The 19,819-nt window shown below is 58.2% G+C and carries 15 protein-coding genes and 7 pseudogenes; 8 read left to right on the forward strand and 14 right to left on the reverse strand.

The genetic code is table 11. The features are described 5' to 3' along the window. Nucleotides 1–182: 182 nt before the first annotated feature. Nucleotides 183–670: pseudogene (locus NKH33_RS31785) on the forward strand (IS110 family RNA-guided transposase); the annotation flags it as partial. On the opposite strand, the gene ltrA reads toward NKH33_RS31785, so the two are convergent. The 7 genes and pseudogenes from ltrA to NKH33_RS31820 form a co-directional block, all read right to left on the reverse strand. Continuing rightward, a complete protein-coding gene (gene ltrA / locus NKH33_RS31790) occupies nucleotides 571–1,632 on the reverse strand; it encodes a group II intron reverse transcriptase/maturase (protein ID WP_352923412.1) in 1,062 nt (353 codons plus the stop codon). The pseudogene NKH33_RS31785 and the gene ltrA sit on opposite strands and share 100 nt — an antisense overlap. Nucleotides 1,633–2,164: 532 nt before the next feature. Next, nucleotides 2,165–2,633, reverse strand: a pseudogene (locus NKH33_RS31795) (helix-turn-helix domain-containing protein); the annotation flags it as partial. Between the two features lie 167 nt (nucleotides 2,634–2,800). Continuing rightward, nucleotides 2,801–3,229: a GNAT family N-acetyltransferase gene (locus NKH33_RS31800; RefSeq protein ID WP_352923415.1), complete on the reverse strand. Its 429-nt coding sequence runs from the start codon at nucleotides 3,227–3,229 to the stop codon at nucleotides 2,801–2,803. A gap of 285 nt (nucleotides 3,230–3,514) precedes the next feature. Further along, the gene (locus NKH33_RS31805) at nucleotides 3,515–4,357 is read right to left on the reverse strand and encodes a 2OG-Fe(II)-dependent halogenase WelO5 family protein (RefSeq protein WP_352923418.1); all 843 of its coding nucleotides are present in this window, start codon (nucleotides 4,355–4,357) and stop codon (nucleotides 3,515–3,517) included. Beyond that, nucleotides 4,347–5,606, reverse strand: coding sequence for a diaminobutyrate--2-oxoglutarate transaminase (ectB, locus tag NKH33_RS31810; RefSeq protein ID WP_352923420.1), 1,260 nt, complete (start codon nucleotides 5,604–5,606; stop codon nucleotides 4,347–4,349). The genes NKH33_RS31805 and ectB overlap by 11 nt, the downstream gene beginning before the upstream one ends. 2,156 nt (nucleotides 5,607–7,762) lie before the next feature. Beyond that, nucleotides 7,763–8,647, reverse strand: a complete 885-nt coding sequence (locus NKH33_RS31815; RefSeq protein ID WP_352923422.1) for a helix-turn-helix transcriptional regulator — start codon at nucleotides 8,645–8,647, stop codon at nucleotides 7,763–7,765. 413 nt (nucleotides 8,648–9,060) lie between these two features. Further along, nucleotides 9,061–9,824, reverse strand: a pseudogene (locus NKH33_RS31820) (transposase); the annotation flags it as partial. 20 nt (nucleotides 9,825–9,844) lie between these two features. Here NKH33_RS31820 and NKH33_RS31825 point away from each other — a divergent pair. From NKH33_RS31825 to NKH33_RS31840, 4 genes and pseudogenes are all read left to right on the forward strand, one after another. Continuing rightward, nucleotides 9,845–10,156 (forward strand): annotated as a pseudogene (locus tag NKH33_RS31825) (GDP-mannose 4,6-dehydratase); the annotation flags it as partial. A gap of 68 nt (nucleotides 10,157–10,224) precedes the next feature. After that, complete coding sequence (locus NKH33_RS31830) at nucleotides 10,225–10,584, forward strand: NAD-dependent epimerase/dehydratase family protein (RefSeq protein WP_352923424.1); 360 nt, start codon at nucleotides 10,225–10,227, stop codon at nucleotides 10,582–10,584. A gap of 417 nt (nucleotides 10,585–11,001) precedes the next feature. Then, complete coding sequence (locus NKH33_RS31835; RefSeq protein ID WP_352923426.1) at nucleotides 11,002–11,232, forward strand: methyltransferase domain-containing protein; 231 nt, start codon at nucleotides 11,002–11,004, stop codon at nucleotides 11,230–11,232. Beyond that, nucleotides 11,183–11,704 (forward strand): annotated as a pseudogene (locus NKH33_RS31840) (hypothetical protein); the annotation flags it as partial. The gene NKH33_RS31835 and the pseudogene NKH33_RS31840, both read left to right, overlap by 50 nt. Nucleotides 11,705–11,897: 193 nt before the next feature. On the opposite strand, the pseudogene NKH33_RS31845 reads toward NKH33_RS31840, so the two are convergent. The 6 genes and pseudogenes from NKH33_RS31845 to NKH33_RS31870 all read right to left on the reverse strand — a co-directional run bounded on the left by NKH33_RS31845 (nucleotide 11,898) and on the right by NKH33_RS31870 (nucleotide 16,113). Then, nucleotides 11,898–12,910, reverse strand: a pseudogene (locus NKH33_RS31845) (1-aminocyclopropane-1-carboxylate deaminase). Between the two features lie 278 nt (nucleotides 12,911–13,188). Further along, nucleotides 13,189–13,572, reverse strand: coding sequence for an exopolysaccharide production repressor protein (locus tag NKH33_RS31850; protein ID WP_352923431.1), 384 nt, complete (start codon nucleotides 13,570–13,572; stop codon nucleotides 13,189–13,191). Nucleotides 13,573–13,601: 29 nt separating this feature from the next. Next, nucleotides 13,602–13,919, reverse strand: a complete 318-nt coding sequence (gene fdxB / locus NKH33_RS31855; RefSeq protein WP_352923434.1) for a ferredoxin III, nif-specific — start codon at nucleotides 13,917–13,919, stop codon at nucleotides 13,602–13,604. After that, entirely contained in the window at nucleotides 13,916–14,119 is a 204-nt protein-coding gene (locus NKH33_RS31860; RefSeq protein ID WP_352923437.1) for a CCE_0567 family metalloprotein, read from the reverse strand. The genes fdxB and NKH33_RS31860 overlap by 4 nt, the downstream gene beginning before the upstream one ends. Before the next feature lie 25 nt (nucleotides 14,120–14,144). Next, nucleotides 14,145–14,609, reverse strand: a pseudogene (locus tag NKH33_RS31865) (NifX-associated nitrogen fixation protein). Between the two features lie 334 nt (nucleotides 14,610–14,943). Beyond that, entirely contained in the window at nucleotides 14,944–16,113 is a 1,170-nt protein-coding gene (locus tag NKH33_RS31870; protein WP_352923440.1) for a TlpA disulfide reductase family protein, read from the reverse strand. A gap of 1,451 nt (nucleotides 16,114–17,564) precedes the next feature. On the opposite strand from NKH33_RS31870, the gene NKH33_RS31875 reads away from it, so the two are divergent. From NKH33_RS31875 to NKH33_RS31885, 3 genes are all read left to right on the forward strand, one after another. Then, nucleotides 17,565–18,053: a methyltransferase domain-containing protein gene (locus NKH33_RS31875; RefSeq protein WP_352923443.1), complete on the forward strand. Its 489-nt coding sequence runs from the start codon at nucleotides 17,565–17,567 to the stop codon at nucleotides 18,051–18,053. 308 nt (nucleotides 18,054–18,361) lie between these two features. Further along, nucleotides 18,362–18,838, forward strand: coding sequence for a 2-oxoglutarate and iron-dependent oxygenase domain-containing protein (locus NKH33_RS31880; RefSeq protein ID WP_352923475.1), 477 nt, complete (start codon nucleotides 18,362–18,364; stop codon nucleotides 18,836–18,838). After that, nucleotides 18,766–19,218: an isopenicillin N synthase family dioxygenase gene (locus tag NKH33_RS31885; protein ID WP_352923446.1), complete on the forward strand. Its 453-nt coding sequence runs from the start codon at nucleotides 18,766–18,768 to the stop codon at nucleotides 19,216–19,218. Before NKH33_RS31880 ends, NKH33_RS31885 begins: the two co-directional genes overlap by 73 nt. On the opposite strand, the gene NKH33_RS31890 is transcribed toward NKH33_RS31885, so the two are convergent. Continuing rightward, nucleotides 19,200–19,616: a helix-turn-helix domain-containing protein gene (locus NKH33_RS31890; RefSeq protein ID WP_352923448.1), complete on the reverse strand. Its 417-nt coding sequence runs from the start codon at nucleotides 19,614–19,616 to the stop codon at nucleotides 19,200–19,202. The two genes, NKH33_RS31885 and NKH33_RS31890, sit on opposite strands and share 19 nt — an antisense overlap. Nucleotides 19,617–19,819: the final 203 nt, after the last annotated feature.

Raw genomic sequence — 19,819 nt, forward strand, 5'->3', positions numbered from 1 at the left:
CGTTGATGCTGGGCCCGGCGTCCAGTCGTGAGCCCGTATTTCATCTTATCGGGGAACAGCCACCCTCCAAGGCTATGATCGGTTCAGGGCGCGTCGCTCCCGCGATTACCCCATGTGGACGCCCCCTGACGGCATCAATGTGCCAAAGTGGTGACGTTGAGAACCACCGGAGGAAGGAGTCCATGTCACAAGTTACCACCATTGCCTGGATGGCCAAGAACATCTTCCAGGCCCATGGCGCAGATGCCGCCGCACCGTCGTGTTCCGTAGGAAGTTGCGGCGCGAGCAGGTGCTGGCCTATTTCGCCGCGCAGCCGCCATGCCTTGTGGCTATGGAGGCCTGCCCGGGCGCGCACTACTGGGGTCGCGAGATCGGCAAGCTCGGCCATACGGTCAGGCTAATCGCGCCGGCTTACGTGAAGCCCTTCGTCAAGCGCCAGAAGAATGATGCCGCCGATGCCGAAGCGATCTGCGAGGCAGCGCAACGGCCGACGATGCGTTTTGTGGCAGTTAAGAGCGAGGAGAAGCAGGCCTCGGCTGTGATCTTCCGAACCCGCGATGTGCTCGTCGGTCAGCGCACCCAGCTCATCAACGCGATCCGCGGCCATCTATCCGAGTTCGGCCTGATTGCGCCGCAGGGCCCCTCGTATGTCGAGCTTTTGATCGTGGCCCGCATCGAGTTCAGCGCCGTTGGGCTGGCCGCGGGCGTGTAGCCACAGAAGAACTGATCTCGCTGTGTGTTCGCCACGCGTCGCGGTCGGAACTGATACCCGAGGAAGTCGAACACGACATTCGGGTATTCCCCCCTGCGCCTTTGGTCTTTGCAATAGACGATCTTGGTCTTTGTCGGATGCATTTGAAGCCCGCATGCTGCCAGTCGAGCACCAAGCTCCGCCTTGAGGGCTTCTGCCTGCTGCTCATTCCGGCAATGCACAAGGCCATCGTCGGCATATCGACACCATGGAAGGTCAGGATGCGTCCGGGTCATCCACAGATCAAAAGCGTAGTGCATGAAGAGATTCGACAAGATCGGGCTGACAACGCCCCCTTGCGGGGTACCGCGTGTGCGCTCGACGACTTCCCCGTTCTTCTCCATCGGCGCTGCCAGCCATCTTTCGATGTACAGCAGAGCCCACTTGCATGTGACGTGCTTCCTAACCGCCTTCAGCAGGAGATCGTGCGGAAGATTGTCAAACAGCCCTTTGACGTCGAATTCCAGAACCCAGTCATGCTTCCAGTACCGCTGACGCGTCACGCCAACTGCATCCAGAGCCGATTTTCCCGGCCTGTAGCCGTAGGAGTCTGGAAGAAAGAGGGTATCCAAATCCGGCTCAATCATCCGCTTGACCACCATCTGTGCGATCCGATCGCTGACGGTGGGCACACCCAAAACCCTTTCGCCCCCAGTCTTCTTCGGAATGGAGACAGCGCGAACCGGCGGTGGGAAGTACTTCCCTGAGGACATCCGATTCCAGACCTTGTAGAGGTTTCCTGCAAGGTCCTTCTCGAACATCTCCAAGGTCTGCCCGTCCACCCCGGCTGCGCCCTGGTTGGCTTTGACCGCTTTGTAAGCTTCGTACACTTGTCGTTTCGCAATTCGAAACGGCTTGTCTGTCGTATCTTCTGAAGTCATCCTGTTTCCAGTTGTTCCAAACAATACGACCACCTGATCCGGCCCCTTTGCTCCGGCCCCATTACAGGGCCTTCAACGCTCATACGGGCCGATCCGCCCCAGTCTCCTGCATCGGTACTCTCGCCTTGCGGTTTGGCCCGCTTGAGCTTCTCCCTTTGCATCAGGAGCCTGGTTCCTGCAGTTCCGCGCGAATGCCTGTGTCCGACTCACGCCCCCTCAACGCCGGTCGCCGCCCGCCCTGTCATCAGGCACCCGGCGGACTTGTCCCAGGATGACGAGACGGTCCTGGTTTCGGCGACACTTACGTTCATAACGACGCGTCTTCGAAGGGTTCACTTTCGTTCGTCTTTCGGACACCCACCTGCTCGGATCTCGTCCGAACTTTTCATCCAACGCTCACCACCACGGCTCTTTACCGCAGCAGCTTGGACTGGTTTGAGACCTGCTCCTGAAAGCCGATCCCGGAGGGCCGTCCCCCATCATTCACGCAGCTTTACGCTACGGTCTTAGTTCATATTGAACTCCTTCCGCTGCTCTGCAGCACACTCTCATCGATGAACACGAGCTTCGCCGGATCGAGGTCGAGCTGGCCGTCGAACCAGTCTCGGCGCCGCTTCAGAATGTCGGGGCGATCCTGCTCCAGTGCGTGCGCGGACTTTTTTTGAATGTCCAACCGTGGCCGCGAAGCCAGGCGCTCAAGGCGCTGCGGCTGATCCGCACCGACTGCTCGGCGACGAGCCGCTCCACCATCTCGTTCAGCGTGATGTCCTTGCGCTCCCCGATCAGCCCGACGATGAAGGCTTCTTCATGCGCATCGAGGCTGGAGGCGCGGCGGCGGCCCTGCGGGCGTGGCGCAAGTTCGCCGATCTTCGCCCGCGCAATCCAGCGGATCGCGCTGGACACTCCCACGCCGAACCGCGTCGCCGCTTGCCGCGCCGACATGCCCTCGTCGGAAGCCTTCAAGACCCGCGACCGAGATCCACGCTCAATGCTCTTCCCATCGTCAACCTCCATCGAGGTAGATGTTGAATCAGCACAAAACGCAGCCGTCACATCACAATCGATTCATCGATCACAGGACGTGCTCTAGGCGAGACGCGTTTAAAGGCCTGCGCGCCCGCGCATCCCATTCCGGCCTCAGTAGCGACAGCACCAGCTCATCGCGATGCTAGCCGCGGAAGAAGGCGCTGCTGCGCGCCACGCCTTCGGCAACAAAGCCGATCGCCTCGTAGCTGCCCCGCGCCCTGAGATTGTCGGGAAAGCAGCAGATCCAGAGCCTGTGAACGTCGGTCTCCGTGTACGCCGCGTCTACTACGGCGCGCATCATTACCGTGCCGAGTCCCCTACCGGGCTCGGCAACAGCAACGCGCTCTACCAGCGTCGCGTGTTCGGGCGAAGCCCAATCGCGCAGGATGGCGAAGCCGAGGGGTACTCCGTCAGCCTCGGCGACAAAGTAGGCATAATGCGAATCCGCGAGCGCAGTCACATGCCGGACCTCTTCCCAGCGGCCGACCAGCATTTCGTATCCCTCCAACCGCTCCATGCGCATTATAGACGGGATGTCGGCGGCGGCGGCCCGCCTCAAAGTCATGCTCATCGGAAAATCCTGTCAATCGATGCTTCGCAACCATCGCATGCAAAACCGGAGTGTTGGGCCGCGGTCTTCTCACGTCATGAGAATCTTTTATTCGGTTGTGGCTATTCGGTTGTGGCCCCTACATTTGGATCCAATCTCTCAGTGCTCGCTTAAGAACAATCTGGTGGCGCTGAGGATGCCGGGCTTTGGACGTTCTCGGTGCCATGCTGCGGCGCATCAGCAGGTTAGGAAGGATGTCGATGCCTTAAATGCCGGCAAAGACTCCCACTCGCCGTGGACTCAATGCTAAGTCCACCAGAGAACAAGATCCGGGCGAGCAAAACCGAAAAAACTGTTCAGCACTAGGCGACGCTTTCCGTTGCCTGATTGACCGGTGACCCCGTGAACGAAACCGCCATCGATCAGGCCGATATCCCCCGCCCTGAGCTGGAAGTCGCGACAAGGAACGCCCTCGAGATAGGCTGCCGAATAGGGATAGCCCGTAGTCTCCACACCTTGCGACTTTCGGTCGGTGACCGTCGGCTTGTGGCTCCAGAGCCGCAGATTGCCACCTTCCTCGGGCATGCTGGGATAGAAATTGAGTGCTGCGACGGTGTTGTGCGCCACCGCAGAAAGCTCGTAATCGTTCCCAGCATGTAACACCTGAGCGACGTCGTCGTGGGGGTCCAAGGAGAATGTGCCGCTGCCAGACCAACTGAGAGCGCGACAAACATTAGCCTGACCGTGCTCCGAACGGGCCAGCCGCAATTCAATGCCCTGTTTGCGAAGCTCGCGCTGCAACGCGTCGAACAATGCTCGGACCGGATCAACCAGATTCTTAAAAAGGGCGTCGACGTACGGTCGCGCAGTTTCCGCCTCTGCGAAATAGGTGGCTGCATCCTTCCTGTAGTGGGATGCGCCGACATATTGTCCGGGGACGCCATCCTTACGCTCCTTGAGACCGGGACTGCTACCGAACTTCGCGGTGATCTCCTCGGCTATTTCGGTGCTGAACGCTTGCCTGATGTGCAGAGCGGTGATCTCACCTTTCAGGACTGAGATGATGTCCGCAGTGCTGATCGAGCCGGTTCGTTCTCTGATCGCAACTGGCGAGGTGGCTGGGGCTTGGGATACTTGATTAGTCTCCATTGGCTTGCTCCTTTAGTGCGTGATCAAGGATGGCGATGCCGTGATCGAGTTCGTCATCGGTGATGTTTATCGGCGGCAGGACTTTGATGACGTCGCGATTTGGTCCTGAAGATTCGATTAGCAGGCCATTTTCGAATGCGACATCATGCACACGGCCGACAACGGCCTGTGAACGGCATTTGAGACCGGCCATCAGACCACGGCCACGCTTTTGTTCGATGCACGTGGGAAATTTCGCAACAAGGCTGTCCAGGTGTCTTTGCAGTTTGGCGGCTGTCCGGTCAACGCCTGTAGTAAACTGTCCGTCGGACCACATTTTGCACATCGCTCCTGCAGTCACGAAGGCGAGATTGTTGCCTCTGAAAGTCCCGCTATGTTCGCCGGGATTCCAAATATCCAAGTCGGGGCGAATTAGAACAATGGAGAACGGACTACCTGACCCGCTTAGGGACTTCGAAAGGCATACGATGTCGGGATTGATCTTCGCAAACTCGAATGAGAAGAACTCGCCCGTTCGGCCCGCGCCAGCCTGAATATCGTCGACGATCAATACAACGCCGTGTTTGCGGCAAATGCGCTGGATTTCCGTTAGCCAAGCTGCTGATGCGGCGTTCATGCCGCCTTCTGCCTGAATGGTCTCCAGAATGATTGCGGCGGGCTTTTCAATGCCGCTTCCCGGGTCGCCCAATAAGGAGTCTATGTAACTCGCGGAATCGAAATCTTGGTTCGGGTATCCGTCATAAGGGACACGGATCACATCGTGGCGAGCAACGCCGCCTAGTTCCCTGGTCGACGCCGAACCCGAGACCGCCAGAGAGCCGAGCGACATACCATGGAACGCATTCGTGAAGGCCATGACGCTTGAGCGGCCGGTATATTTTCGCGCCAGTGCCAGCGCTGCTTCGTTAGCGTTTGTGCCGGTCGGCCCAGGAAATTGTATCTTGTAAGAAAGCCCCCTGGGCTTCAGGATCGAATCCACAAACGTTTCAATGAATTCACGTTTTGCGACCGTATACATGTCGAGCGATAGAAGAATGTTCTCACCAACGAGATATTCGATTGCTGGTGCCATAATATTGGGGTTGTTGTGTCCATAATTGAGTGCCCCGGACCCTACGAGGAAATCGATATGAGGCTTACCGGTCTCGTCCCAAATTGTCGCCCCAAGGGCCCTCGTAAAGACTGCAGGAAACGACCGCCCGTAGCGACGTACGTTAGACTCATGGGCTCCAAAAACATCTGTATTCATCTCATGGTCCTCTGCATGTAGGCGTCGGATTCAGCAAGACAGTGATTAACTGCGGTTGGCTGGTCGCGCTGTTCTTGCCTTTCACGGAGGAGACCAGAACAGTCGGGGCGGAATTCTGGGAGGTCGGTAACCTCAGACCTGGTGTAATGCCGACATGCTCCTCCAACAGTCCGCGATAAAACGGACACAGACTTGCTCGGCAGCTCATTGCTGTGCAGATGCATTTGGACTCCATCGTCGTCGTCACGCTGTTCCACATGCCTCCCGGTCGGTGCGTTGGAACGAGCTCCGTTCTAAAGGGTTCGCGCGGATGTCGATACTACGGCATCTGGTAGTTGACGCCCGAGCGCGTCGATTGCCGCGAGCAGGCTCGACCGATCAGTTCGTTCGCCCGATGCAGCCGCGCCAGAGTGACCGCGCCCCGTCTCAATACGCTCGCCCGACCGTTTCGGAATCAGGGGGCGCAACCATCAGGCCAGCGTGACCAAGGACGGAGACCTGACGACAAAGTCCGTGACCATTCCAGTCAGTCCGACCTCAAAGCGCCTTTTTCCCGGGCCGGCCTGTTCTCGACCTCACCGGGAAACCGCACTTCCGTACATCCGTGCTCGGCGATCGCCACCGCCTGCCTTTTCTTGGCTACATTAAACGCGGCAAATGATTCGGTATGCTCTCGTGCGCGCGGGTAGGCTGGGCTTCGAGATGGCGTATCAGGAGTCTCATCTTCGAGCCAGGATGCAGCGATGGTGAACGTGTGCGCTAGCGTTGATGATAAACATGGTTTGCGCGCAGACAGCAGAAGGAGGATGTGGCGGTGAAAGAGACGCAGTGTGCGTCGTCGACGAAGTCCGCCGGATTTTTGCCGCGGGTGAAAGCGGCGAGCCATCTGCAGACTCTGGCGCAGGGGCTCAAGGATCCCGCCTGGCGCATTGAGCGGACAGAGCTCAAGCCGCCCATAAGTCACAATGGCTGTTCGAGGGCCTAGCCAAGGCCAGCCTGCCGGTGATCGGCATTGAGACACATCGCACCAGCTCACGGCACAGGTGAACCATGGTGCCGGCGGCATGGCGATGATGCGGGTCAACCGCTCTCGCCTGGTGGATGTAAGACACTGACGAGCCAGAAGCACCAGGTTACCGCCCGCAAGCTCTTGCACGAAAGGCCATCGCGTGAGAACGACATTCGCAGCTTGCTTCGCGTAAGGCCAGCGCGATGACTGGGCCGACACCGGGGGTGGTCGTCAGCAGGGCTCGGACTCGTCGGCGCGGGCAAAGGCCGGACATTGCCGTGGAGAAACGGCAAACTTCTCACGTACCTTGTCGCGGGTCGAGCAGCGTCAACGATCCCGGCCAGATCACTATGTTTTTGTTAGTAGGGGGATGCGCGTCGCGCATCGTCCCCACGGAACCGGAGCGTCGGGAGCGAGCCGGATCATCCATGCGCTCCGATGCCCGGCATCGTCATGAGGAGCTTGCAGACCCGGTCGCGGCGGGCGAGCATAATGATACGCCGATCAAAGACCCTGCGCCGCATGCCACCGGCCCGGTTACGCACCCCAGCCTCGAAGTGCCGGCGACCAAGCGGCAGCCTAACACCAGCGGAGCAGGGCGCGCACGACATTCTCAATCCTGACCAGCTGATCCTGGAGCGTATTGCGCGCGGTAAACAACGCACTCAGACGCTGCGAGCGCTCCGATTTCACCCATACCGGCCGATAAGCGTTCATTCGCATCAGTTGCGCGATACCGCGCGCATCATTCCATCATTCGATCCGATTTGTTGCGCAAGCGGTTTGCAACATCACCGCCGCATGACGAGCATCGATGCAAATCGCCGGAAACTTAGGGCCGCCAACCCGGCCTGCAACCAAGCGGAGGTCGACCCGGATTCCAACCCACCTTTTCACAGACAAACCCGCTGTTGCGAATGGCGTTGGCGGTCGCATCTGGATCTGAGGGCATTCTGAGTCCTTTGATGATCTTACCATCAGCGTCGACAATGCAGACGGCCGTTTCTCGACGGCAAGTCCACCTATTCGCGCACTGCCTCCTCGGCTTCAGACAGGCGAATTGCAATAGTTCCGTTCTTCGTCATAACAGGTCCACCGTTGACTTAGGTTTGACGGGTGCTTTCCGCGACATTTTGGAGTCCGAGTTTTACAATTCAATAATTCCGAATTTCAGCGCCTTTATAGCCGCGGCTGTTCTACTGGCCGCATCCATTTTTCGCATTACGTTTTTTATGTGGAAGTTGACAGTATCTACAGATATTCCTACAATCTGACCTATTTCCCACGACGATTTCCCTTTCGCCGTCCATAGGATGCACTCTTTTTCTCTTGGAGAAAGATTAGGTGTTTCCCCGATGCCGCTTGAAATAGCGAACTTAGTGACTCTCAGATGGAAATGTAACGCCGCGAGCTGCAAGTAGGTGATTGCTCTATTTTGGAATTCACCGTCCCAGGCTTGAGCAAAGTTCATGATCGCAAAGCGGCCGTCAGGGCCGTGCAATGGAACGCTAATGCCCGATCTTAAGCCGAACGTCGCCGCCTCGTCGAAAACGCGCCGTTCGTCTTCAGTCGTGCTTTCGTCGTTGTATACCTCGCTCCACCGAAAGGCTTCTGCTCGCCTCCGACTCCTCTTGATGGTGGGGTCTATCCTGTCATAGCCCATTTCGAAATAGCGCTCCTGCCATTCATGAGGATAATTCAGCATGACGGCCGGATCGCCTCGGACCGGCTTTAAGCCTTTTTGGTCTGGTGCAAGAGAGCCATACGCGATCCACGGACAATCAAAATTCAGCGCAAAATCGGATAACAGGTCGAACAGATGGTCGGATTTTGCAACACCGTCGGTTTGGTCGAGAAATCGGCCAAACTCGAGCGCAAACGCCTCCCTGGCAGCCTCAGGAAAATGCATCGCCGGGACCAACGAAAGTTGGTCGGACACGCTGGTTGAGAGCCCTCGAGGTTGAGAGACAGGTGTCATCCGCGGGCGTTCCATGGTCTCTGCTCCGTAGCCATTTGCGCTGCGTGTTTTCACTGGCGCACCAAAGCTGCCGGCTATAATCCTAGGGCTTCGCGCGCCGTCTTCAGCAGGCCAGCATCTGCAAAGCTCTAACATCTCCTTCCAATTGGCGCAGTTATTTTAGTTTGAAGTTATTTTATACTAACGTTATATTAACGCAACATACCGAAAACACCGTGATATTGAGATATGCTTTAATTTATATCCGATGATAATAATCAATATTTTGGAGCGTTATACATACCACATCGTTTGCCGCCTGATGCACGGCGATGAGGTTTCGGCAGCCTAAAGCGGCGATGTGGCCGCCGTTGCGGTGCTTTTCCGCGAGCCTCGTCAGGCGCCGGTGTTGCTTCGTCGTGATGGCAGGCGATGGTTTGTAGGTTGCGGTCGACGGGTTCGTTTGGGGGCGTCTGCGCCCCATCGTATTTCGCGAGCCGCGGAATGCGATCGAGGACGATGCGCAGGATGCGCTGGTCGGGGCACGATGTCGGCAGGTGCAGGCGGATTTGCGTCTTCATCTCGACCACTCGCGCAGCGGTTTTGATGAGACGCAATCGCAACGTGTCAAATTGGCGATGGCAAAGCTCGAGCGCCTCGACATCGCGGCCCGCAAGCCCCACATGAACCAGTAAGCACCGGCATGCAGGAATAGCCGGAACCGATTAGCTGTCGCTCTTGTGCAGGATGTGCTGCGGTCGGCGGCAAAATGCGTCTTCCACGACTTGACGTGGTTTGCCGCGCCGCGCCGGTAGTAGACATCCTCGTAGAGCGCTTTGGCCTTCCCACCGGCGAGGTTGGTGACGACGAAGCGGCACCTTGTGCCGACCTCGACCCGCTCGATGATGCGCTCGACGCGGCTCCAACTAGCGGTGCCGTCAACGTACTCCTTCAACCTGCGGACCTTGCCTGTCTTGGCCGACGCTTCGAAGACCGCCGTCCTGCTGGCCTCCAAATCCGCGACAAAGATGAAGTCGACGTCGTCGGCGCGGCACCAGTCGATGACCTGCGGGCTGCAGTAGTGGCTTTCGGCCCGGATGAGAATCCGGGTGTTCGGCCAGTTGATCCGGATCGCCCGCACCAGACGGCGCAAATGGGGCGGATCTTAGCCCCACTCGGCCGCTTGGCCGTTCGCAGGATCGCGCTGACGAACCGTCCCGCACCCATCGAACACTTCGATCGGCTGGAAGCCGTCAGCAGGACTGCCTCTAACTCGGCAACCTGGAGGCAAAGCGCGACTGGGGCTCGGCCCGACTATGTCAAGGGCATGTGGCGCATCCTGCTCGCGACCGGCGAGACGCATTCGGTCCGCAGCTTTGTCGAGGCTGCCTTCAGGCAGGTCGGGAAGGAGATCGTCTTGGAAGGCAAAGGCGTTGCCGAAGGCGGCCTCGAACGCAGGAGCAACCAGGCGCCGATCCGAATAGACAAAGGTTATTTCGGTCCCACCGAGGTTGACCTGCTGATCGGTGATGCCTCCAAGGCGGCACCAAGGTCGGTTGGAAGCCAAAGACCACGTTCAAGAGCTCGTCTTGGAAATGGTCGAGGCCGGCTGCCGCGCCTACGGGATCGCGCTCGCTTGACGTGAAAAGATAGTGCAACGCATTTGGGTCGCCGGCCACCGCGGCATGGATGGGTCCGCACTGGCACGCCGGCTGTCCGGCTTTCCGAAGGTCCGTACGGCGGACAGTCGTGATCTCGACCTGACCAATCGCGCAGCGATGACTGCCTTGGTCCGGGTACAACGCCCCGACCTGGTTTTCATGGCCGCCAAGGTCGAGTCCTGGCCAAAAAACGGTCGTCCGGTCAGCTTCCTCCAGAACAATCTCACGATCGAGCTCTCTACGATCGCGGCCGCATTCGAGCAGCGAGTTCATGCTGCTCGGCTCGTCCTGCATTTACCCATTTGTGGCCCAGCCTATGAAGGAAAGCGCGCTAAAAGCGACGTTGCCTGACCTGCCAGCAAGCGGTTTCCCGAATCGAGGTCCGCTGACAAGGAAATCTACCCGAACTGGGGCAACTCTCCATCGACGAAGGTGCGCGACTTTGCCCCTTCTTAAAAAGCCTGCTCACTACGATCGAGATGGTACTTTGAAGGCGAGGCGCCCCGTACCGGACCAATCGCCGGGGGCTTTGATCCCTCGGTTTCGGATACTCCGCAAACGCTTCTATTAATATCCTTGCGTGCCCGAGAGGCAGCACCGTCAACCATGATCAAGGAAGGCCGCTATGGCGATGGCAGTAAGGGACTCCGACTCCTACATTATCAAAGGGGGTAAGAGGGCCGGGCGCGCCTTGCCGTCATTTCGCGCGTGCTGGCGGCTTCAACGCAATCGGTGCTTAATCGCTTCGAGCCGCTTTCGGATTCCACCGTGATCGACGCCGGCTGCGCGGGCGGAGACGTAAGCTTCGAGTTGGCGCAGCGGGTCGGGGCTAATGGCCGCGTCGTCGGCATTGACTTCGACGAAAGCAAGCTTGTGCTGGCGCGCGAAGAAGCCGCCGCGCGCGGCATCGGCAATATAGAATTTCACAACGCGAACACCTGCGGACGGAGCCGCGCTGGTTCATGTCCGCTTCGTGCTCACGCATCTCGCCGATCCTGAACGACTCCTCGAACGGGCATGGGAGGCGCTTCTGCCAGGCGGCGCGATCGTTACTGAGGACATCGACTACGGCAGTCAGTTCTGCGATCCACCCTGCCCGGCTTTTGACCGCTATGCCGAGCTCTATGTCGAAGCCGCCCGTCGGCGCGGCGCCGATCCTTTCATCGGGCGCAGGCTTGTCCGCCTCCTTGAAGGCGTCGGGTTCGCGGATATCGACTCAGCACTGGCGCAGCCATACGGCCGACAAGGGGACGTCAAGCAGGTTCCGATGCTTACTTTCTCGGCAATCCCTAACGCACTGACTTCATCGGGTATTGCCACCAGCGACGAGGTCGGTCGTGTCACAGCCGAGCTCGACGCCTTTGCTGCGCGGCCGGATACCACAATTTCTTGCCCGCGCGTCTTCCAGGCCGGGGGCCGAAAGCCTGTGGGCGCTCAGTTCCGACCGTCCAAGAGCGCGGCCACAAGCTGAGGGACCATAGCTGACAGATTTTCCGCAATGAGCCCCAGCCCGAGCGGCGAGCTGCCTCCGCATGCACTGGACGACCGCGCGACCGCCTGAGAATGCTGGTTCCTCTTAACCAGAGAGCCGGCTAAACGGCCCCGAACGAACTTAGGGCGCATCGCCGGCACGGCAGGACGGCGAAATCGCAATCTGTCGAGCGTCAGCCGTTGCGGAAGGTGTAGCTGTACCCGTTGATGGCCGGCCCGCCGCCGAGATGCGCGTAGAGCACCCTCGATCCCTCTGGAAAGAAGCCTTTCTGGACGAGGTCGATCATCCCTTGCATGGATTTGCCCTCGTAGACGGGATCGGTAATTATACCCTCGAGCCGCGCATACAGGCGGATGGCCTGCTTCGTTGCCTCGGACGGAAGGCCGTAACCGGGAGACGCGTATCCCTCGAGCAGCACCACGTCATCGTCCACGATTTCCATGCCAAGCTTGACGAGCTTCGCAGTATTCCGGGCAATACTTAGCACCTGCGCCTTGGTTTGGGCGGGGGTGGCGGAGGCGTCGATACCGAGTACGTTGCGCTGTCGACCGTCCTTGGCGAACCCGACGAGCATGCCGGCATGCGTCGAGCCCGTGACCGTGCAAACGACGATGTAGTCGAAGTCAAACCCAAGCTGTTTTTTCTGGGCGCGCACCTCCTCCGCGAACCCGACGTACCCAAGCCCGCCATATTTGTGAACTGAGGCCCCGGCCGGTATCGCGTAGGGCCTGCCGCCCCTTGACTTGACTTCATCGAGCGCCTGTTCCCAACTGCGGCGGATGCTGATATCGAAGCCCTTGTCGACAAGGCGCACTTCTGCTCCCATGATCCGGCTCAAGAGAATATTGCCGACCCGGTCGTAGACGGCGTCCTCATGTGGTACCCAGCTCTCCTGAAGCAGGAGACATTTCATGCCGATGTTGGCGGCGACCGCGGCGACCATCCGCGTGTGGTTGAACTGCACGCCGCCAATGGAGCAAGCGTATCGGCATTTGACGCGATCGCATCGGGGATGATGTATTCGAGCTTGCGCAGCTTGTTTCCGCCAAACGCGAGACCGGAGTTGCAGTCCTCGCGTTTGGCGCAGATTTCCACCTTGTCCCCCAGATGCTTGGAGAGGCGGTCGAGCTTCTCGATGGGCGTGGGTCCAAATGTGAGCGGATAGCGTTCGAACTTTTCCAGCATTTTCTCTCCGGCAACACGCGATGGAGCTGAATTAGCCATTCACGATTCATTTTAGAGGCGTCTTTGATTTGACGTCATCTGCATTATCCGGCGCCAGAAGAGTCCCATTACTATTTACAGCGCCTCGTTCGTCATTGAGAGTTGCAACCGCACGCCGGCGTGCGAGAGACTACCCCAATGCGTATGGCGTTCAAGAACTGCATCTCCTGGATTAACTAGAATGACCGGATTGCGGTCACCATCGACTTCTCATGCACAGTATTCCTTCTAATATCTGCTCAATGTTTATGGTTGGTCCGAAGTGGCGCCAGCTTGAGCACCGACCTTGTCATGGCGCCTAAAGGCAGCAGCAGCGATATGGCCAACATTTGATCGCGCTGGAGCAAATCTGCGGAATCATTCGTCACCTCATCAAGGTCTGGCGGCTCGGATCCAACTTCCTTGCAACTGTCGAAATGCGCAGCCCTTTGGCCAGCTCGGTTAACGCAGCAAGACCGCCAGATCAGAAGGAGCACGCTTGCGAAATAGGCCAACTGAAGGAGCAACGAACAAGCCAGCGTCGTGACGACTACTGTGCGGATGGAATGAGAAGCGAAGTAGACAATCAGAGCGTTGCTGCACAGCACCAGCCCCAGGACGCGACAAAAGATATTTAAGGGCAACGCCGTTCTCCTGGTTTTGTCTCCTCAGATCATGCTGCGACCTGGTCGGCCGCAACATGGGTCTGGCAGTTCTTCGGGCAGACGCGGCCGCAGGCTCCGCAGCCAATGCAGCGGCCGGCATGGTCGACGACCATGATCATGCGATTGAGCTCGCCGTCGAAATCGTCGTCTTCACCGTCGCAGGCGCCGAGGATTTCACCCGCGTCATCGACACCGTAAAGATGCATGACCTCGCGAGAGCAGACTTTGAAACAGCGGCCGCAGCCGATGCAGGTCGTGCCGTCTATAGCGGTGAGATATTCCGGCATCCATCCGGAGCCGTCGCGGGTGGTGAATGTGCTCCTCATCGTAACTTCTTCATTGCAGCGAGCTCTCTCTTGGCACCATCCAACTCGGCAAAAACGGCCGACGTTTCCTCGGCAACTTCCTCTATCTCCGTCCATTTTCGCGGGAGATCCTCTGCAAGGTCGCGCAATTTCATCTTGGCAACTGCCGCGCGCAGCTGAAGCTTTCGGACTTTCTTCCCTGTCTCATCTAGGTTTGACATAAATCCTTCCTCAAAATCGGTTTCATCAGGCCGGCGCCACGTCGGGATAGGCTTCGATGGCTGCAGTCGCATCGTCGACCAGTTTCGTACCGGCCTCCGCGAGCTTCCTGAACGTCTCGAAGCCGAACCGGTGGATGTCTCGACAGAGCGACCAACCGCCCGCCAGTGAAGAGCAATCGTCCGAAGCCCCATGGGTCTCATCTCCATCGTTGGCGATGTCGTCAGGCCGGAGCGCTCCTCGATCCTTAAGCCCGACGTGTAGAATATATCGACCCTCCACAGCACGTCCGGATCGGGATCGCCGATAATGGGATCGCGCGGCGCTGTTTTCTGGTGATGCTGAGGTCGCCCAGCAGTTCGGCGTCCGATTTGCCTTCCCGTGACGCGGAGGCAGCCTGAGCACGGATCAGCCGCACCAGGCATCTGACAAACGGGGTGGCAATGGCCCCTCGTCCCCATTGACAGCAGGGCTGACCGCGGCGTCAGGCATTTCATATTCTCCTTATTTCAGTCCTCTTCCTCGAAGGACGATGTCTGTTTTCTGGGACGCCTACTTCGGGCACCCTTGCGCAGCCGACGCCCGGCTCGGGGCGGCCCATTCCACGCAATTGATGTCCTCGTGGCCGACCTTGAACACCTCCTCGACTGCGAGATCTTCAACGCGAACTCGCGTCGAACATTACTTCCGCCGCAATGCGGCCGGAGGCCATGAAGGTTCGAGCCTCGATCCTGCTGCAAACGATCGACCAAGTGCGGCATGGACCCTCCTTGCTGCGGTCACGCCAGGGAAATGGACGAATTGGCCAGTAAGCCAATTCGACCAATTACCCTTTTTTATCTTTCCTCCTCGGCCGACCGCGCTTTGGCACCTTCGGGAAATTGTTTTGCAGAGCCGCAAAGAGAGCGCCGCAACAAACCTTCCCACCCCTGTACTTGGCGAGGGCCTGCAGCAAATCCGGCAGATGCTGCTCTTTCAATTCGGCCGGGATAGGCTCCGGACAGTCCAGCGACGTCAGTGCCATTTCGACCAACTCGATCGCGCGATCATTGTTGCCGTTCTCGTGATAATACCGGGCGACCGCGGGATAGGACCGGAACTTAGGGCTGTCGCCTTGCGGGGGATTCAGCGCCAGGATGTGTTCGGACAGCTCCTTGCCCATCGCAAAGCGCTCAGCAGGGGGAAGGCGCGAATGGTCATTGGCCGGATGGAAAAGTTGGTCTAGAGCCGAAACCATCCAGTCCTCGGAGTTTTTGTCGATCGCGTCGCGAACCAATTGGCGCATCACGGGCAAGCCGGTCCACATGTCTTGAATTTTGTGAAGCACCAGATGCGCATGAGCCAGGCGGAAATTGATGTCGTCCGGCATCAAGGCGATGCCCTCTTCGATCGCCCAGAGCGCCGTCTTCCAGTCTTCTAACTTCACCGCCGCCCAGAATCTGTCATCGATCGGCTTCTTCAACGCTTGTTCACGCGCCATGGATTCGCTTCTGGCGATCCGCTCCGTATCGGCGGCTTGAGCTTTGTCGCTGATGCGCCAGCTGCCGTTGAGCACTTTCGGCAAAACCTCATCGAGTTGGCTGGGATGACCGATAAAAGCGATGTGGCCGTCTCGATCGACCACGAACGAGGTGGGAAGCCCGGCGGAAAAGCTGGGTTTCATCCAAAGCTTGTTCATTTCGCCTGTGTAGTCGAACGCGATCCGATAGTTCAGATTCGAGCACTTTTCGGTCAGCCAGGCGTCCAACTTGGTTCGGGCCTCGATGGCCGTTGGAGCGTCTTCATCAGCCGCGACTCCGACGACCTCAAGTCCGCCGTCCTTGTATTTTTCCTGGAGCCGCATCAGATCGAGCATCTCCGTCTTACATGGTTCGCACCAAGTTGCCCAAAATTCGACGATATAGACTTTGCCGGGCTGGAAGTTCGTGAGGGGCTCGCCACGCAGCCAGGTGTCCACTTTGATCGAAGGAGCCGGTGACTTCATCTGCAATACCATGCTGCTCTCCAAAGCTGTTGCCACAGCTTGCGCGACTTTATGCGCGAGCTTGTTTCCCGCTTAGAGAACGGCACAAGCGTTTCAAGGAAAGGAGAGCAGCTCTCGTCTCGCGCATCTGCATGCAGTCAGCCTTCACTTAAGTGTTGCCCATTACAATCAGCAAAGGTCAATTAGCAAAGGCCGTGCCAGCGCGCCCGGTGCTCAGCAAGCGCATGATTTCGCGTTCAAAAGCCTCCAAATGCCAAGATGACCGGTTGTATTGAAGCCGACATGTTTTCTGCCGCTGTCCGGTTTTGGACACGCATCACTAGCTTCGCCCCGCCAGAAAAGCGTGGCCACGAACGACTGAACAGGCATTCGGGCTGAGGGACGAGCAGATGGACATCATGACTGCGTTGGCTGCCGCCAGGCTCGTCGTCATCGTCCGCTCACGCAACAAAGTCTAGCTTGAGCTTCTTGCCGTTCCGGTCCGGAGGCGGCAGCGATCGCGCCATTTGCGATTGCAAGGGGCCGCTCCATCCGAGCGCGGCCTGTGCCCCACTCGCCCGCCTTGCGATTGAATTCCTGGGCTGACGACACGGGAGTTCTTCACGACGAAGCCGGTCCAGCTGTAGCTCGCCAATACAGCCATCGTCAGATCGACGATGATGTCGTGGCGAAAAACCCCAGGCCGAGTGCCGGCATGCGCCGGCCGGTGAACTCTCCGGGATTCCTGCTTTGCGCCGATATTTTCTGTGTTCCCTGTGCTCAGGCGCTACAGCGACCGCCTGGTGCGAATTCGAGCGGTGTCGGAATTTGACCAGTCCCAAAGACCGCTCGGGCGCCACGCGGGTCGGGCCCGGACCGACTGAACCGCTGAAGATGCGGCCGTCCTCACCCTAACCCCGCTATCGTGCCAGACGGTGACAACGTGATTGATACCGATCGATTCCTGGCGAACCCGGCAAGAGCCCGACCGTCCCGACTCGAAATTGAGGGGCGTCGGCCTCGGCACGGTCATGAGTCAGGAGAGATCATGATACCGCCCGTACGATGCCGCTACGGATCGGAACTCGGCCTGCCGTGCTGAACGATTCTCTTTGACCTGACGCCGACCTGCCAGCCGTAAAGTTTTTTTCACGACCCTTTTGGTCAATTGGCACGAGGTTTGATGCCCTCATCTGGCAGTTAGCAGCAGTGTAGGACACGCCGCTGCTCATCACGACCTCCTAAAACGCAGGAGCTGCCATGAACACCCTTGATCAGCAGACGGCACTGGAGCAAGCCGCACGCAAGCACACCAAGGGTTCCCACGCCCTCGGCGGCGACGCCGGTCGCCTAGACCACTTCTACCGCGGATGGGCCAGGGTTCCTACGATTTGGGTCTGGCCGATGGGTACTGCGGGCCGATGATCGCGGCCGAAATGGCGGCCGCCGTGCAGACGGCCTAGTTGGCCAGGCATCGAACTGCCATGGCAATCCTGGATGCTGGCTGCGGAACAGGCCCCGTCGGCGTGGAGCTGGAAAGCCTCCGGTTCCGGTTAATCGACGGGTTCGATCTCTCCGAGGAAATGGCCCAAAAGGCACAGCAAACCCGAGCCTACCGCAATGTTCGAGGCGATGTCGACCTTATTGGGCTACCCTCCGATTACTTCAGAGCAAGCTATGATCTGACCTTCACGCTCGGACATGTCGGACCAGATGGGCTGCGCGAACTGGCTCGCGTCACACGCTCGAACGGGTTCGTAATCGCAAGCGACCGCAAGAGCTATGCGGAGGCCACATCCTTTGAAGACCACGTGCGGCTTCTGCAGGATGAGGGCGTCCTTATACCGGCACAGTATCTAAGGAACGGCAGATACGCCGCTGACGAGGACGCGCACTGTTGGGTCCTCGCAGATGCCCAAAAAGATCAGAGCAACAAAAGAACGGGGTGTGATCAGGCTACCTCCTATCGGTGACGAAACTGGCAACCATTGCAACGCGACACGAAGACGAGAGCGCCTCCGGATAAGACGAGTATGGGTTCCTCGACCTATCCAGGACCGCGTCACGTCTCCCGACGCTTTTCGCGTTTCGACGCTCCACGAACCACATCGCCGAAGCGATGCTCCGACTCCCCATTGTTAAACAGGTGTACTTATGTCCAAGGATTTCTTAGTCAGACTAGACGACACGTTGCAAGCAAAACGCGAAAGCTTTGATAAAATACCATTGGTTGATATAGGCCAGCTCCTCGACGGTACGAACAAAAAAGCGGTATAGTGAAATACGATTGGCACTGTCCAACGCCGGTTTCATGTATGTAAAGAACCACGGTATTCCGCAGGATTTGATAGATTCTGTTTTCCATGTCAGCCGTGAGTTCTTTTATTTGCCATTATCGCAGAAAACCTTACTGCACATTAAAAATTCCGATTTGGCTTTTCGTGGATACACTGAGCCGTTTGGAGAGAACACCGATCCTGGAAAGACGAAAGACCTTAAGGAGTGCTTTGACTTCGGACCTGAACGTTCGGTGTTCGAAGGTCCGTTTTTCGGTCCTAACCAGTGGCCCTCAAATTGGCCCGAGTTTCGGGAACTGACATACGGATACCATCAAAGGATGGTGGACCTCGCGAAAAAACTTAGGAATTGCGCTCAGCCTGGACCTGTCGGAAACCTATTTCGAGAATGCGGAACCCGATCAGCGTTCAGCGCCTGCTCCACTACCCGCCGCAGAGCGGCCATGTTAGCGAGGACATGATCGGAATTGGCGCCCACACAGACTACGGCAATTTGACCATCCTGGCACAGGATGACGTGGGCGGTCTTCAGGTCCTGAACCGAGATGGCGATTGGGTACAGGGCACACCGATCCACGGTACTTTCATAATCAACATCGGGGATCTGATTCAGCGGCTCACCAACGATGTCTACCTGGCCAACATGCATCGCGTGGTGAATAGCTCAGGGCGCGAGCGATACTCAGTCCCCTTCTTTATCGACCCTGATTTCGATGCGATCATAGAGCCGTTAAAGCCATGTGTCACGGACAGCAACCCACAGCGCTACCAGCCGGTAACTTGCGGCGAATACATACTCCGACGTTTCGCAGCAAGTTACGCTCACTTGGCCAAAGCGTGAGCAAGGCCGCGTTCAGCCAAAAGGCGGCGGCTCAATGCTTCCAGCGTGATGTCGGGTTTGTCCGCCCGTGCCGCCTCCAGGAAGTCGCGGTGCGGCTTGAGCGCGGAAGGCCGATGGCCGCCCGTGCCCACAGGCTTGCGGCTGCCCGTGCGCTGCCAATGCTGCAGCCATTTGATCGCCGCTGAGTCACTGACCCCGAACCGCCGCGCCGCCGCACGCCGGCTCATCCCTTCCTCGACTGCTCGGATCCCACGATCCCGCAAGTCCTGCGAATATGATGACGCCATGCTGGCTGGCCTCCTTCCCAGCCAGAAGGTTGAATCAAAATTACCGCGATTAGGGAATTTCGTCCGATTCAATCCAATGACCGAACGCTCTAGGCCACTCGGGGATGCCATCGCCCAGCGGCGGAGGTGACATAACGAGCCGCGGAGGCGACATAATCAGGACGGAAAGGTACGCGCCGACCTCGGCACACAAGCCGGCAGCTGTTTTGACGTCCTGATCGGAGTGGTCAGTTCCCGTCACACTGAGTACGCTTTTGAAGGCCATCTGACTGCTTCTTTCTAAGTATATCGTACCTTTAGGCGCGTTTCGAAGC

The organism is Mesorhizobium sp. M1182 (genome assembly GCF_040318335.1).
Taxonomy (GTDB): Bacteria; Pseudomonadota; Alphaproteobacteria; order Rhizobiales; family Rhizobiaceae; genus Mesorhizobium.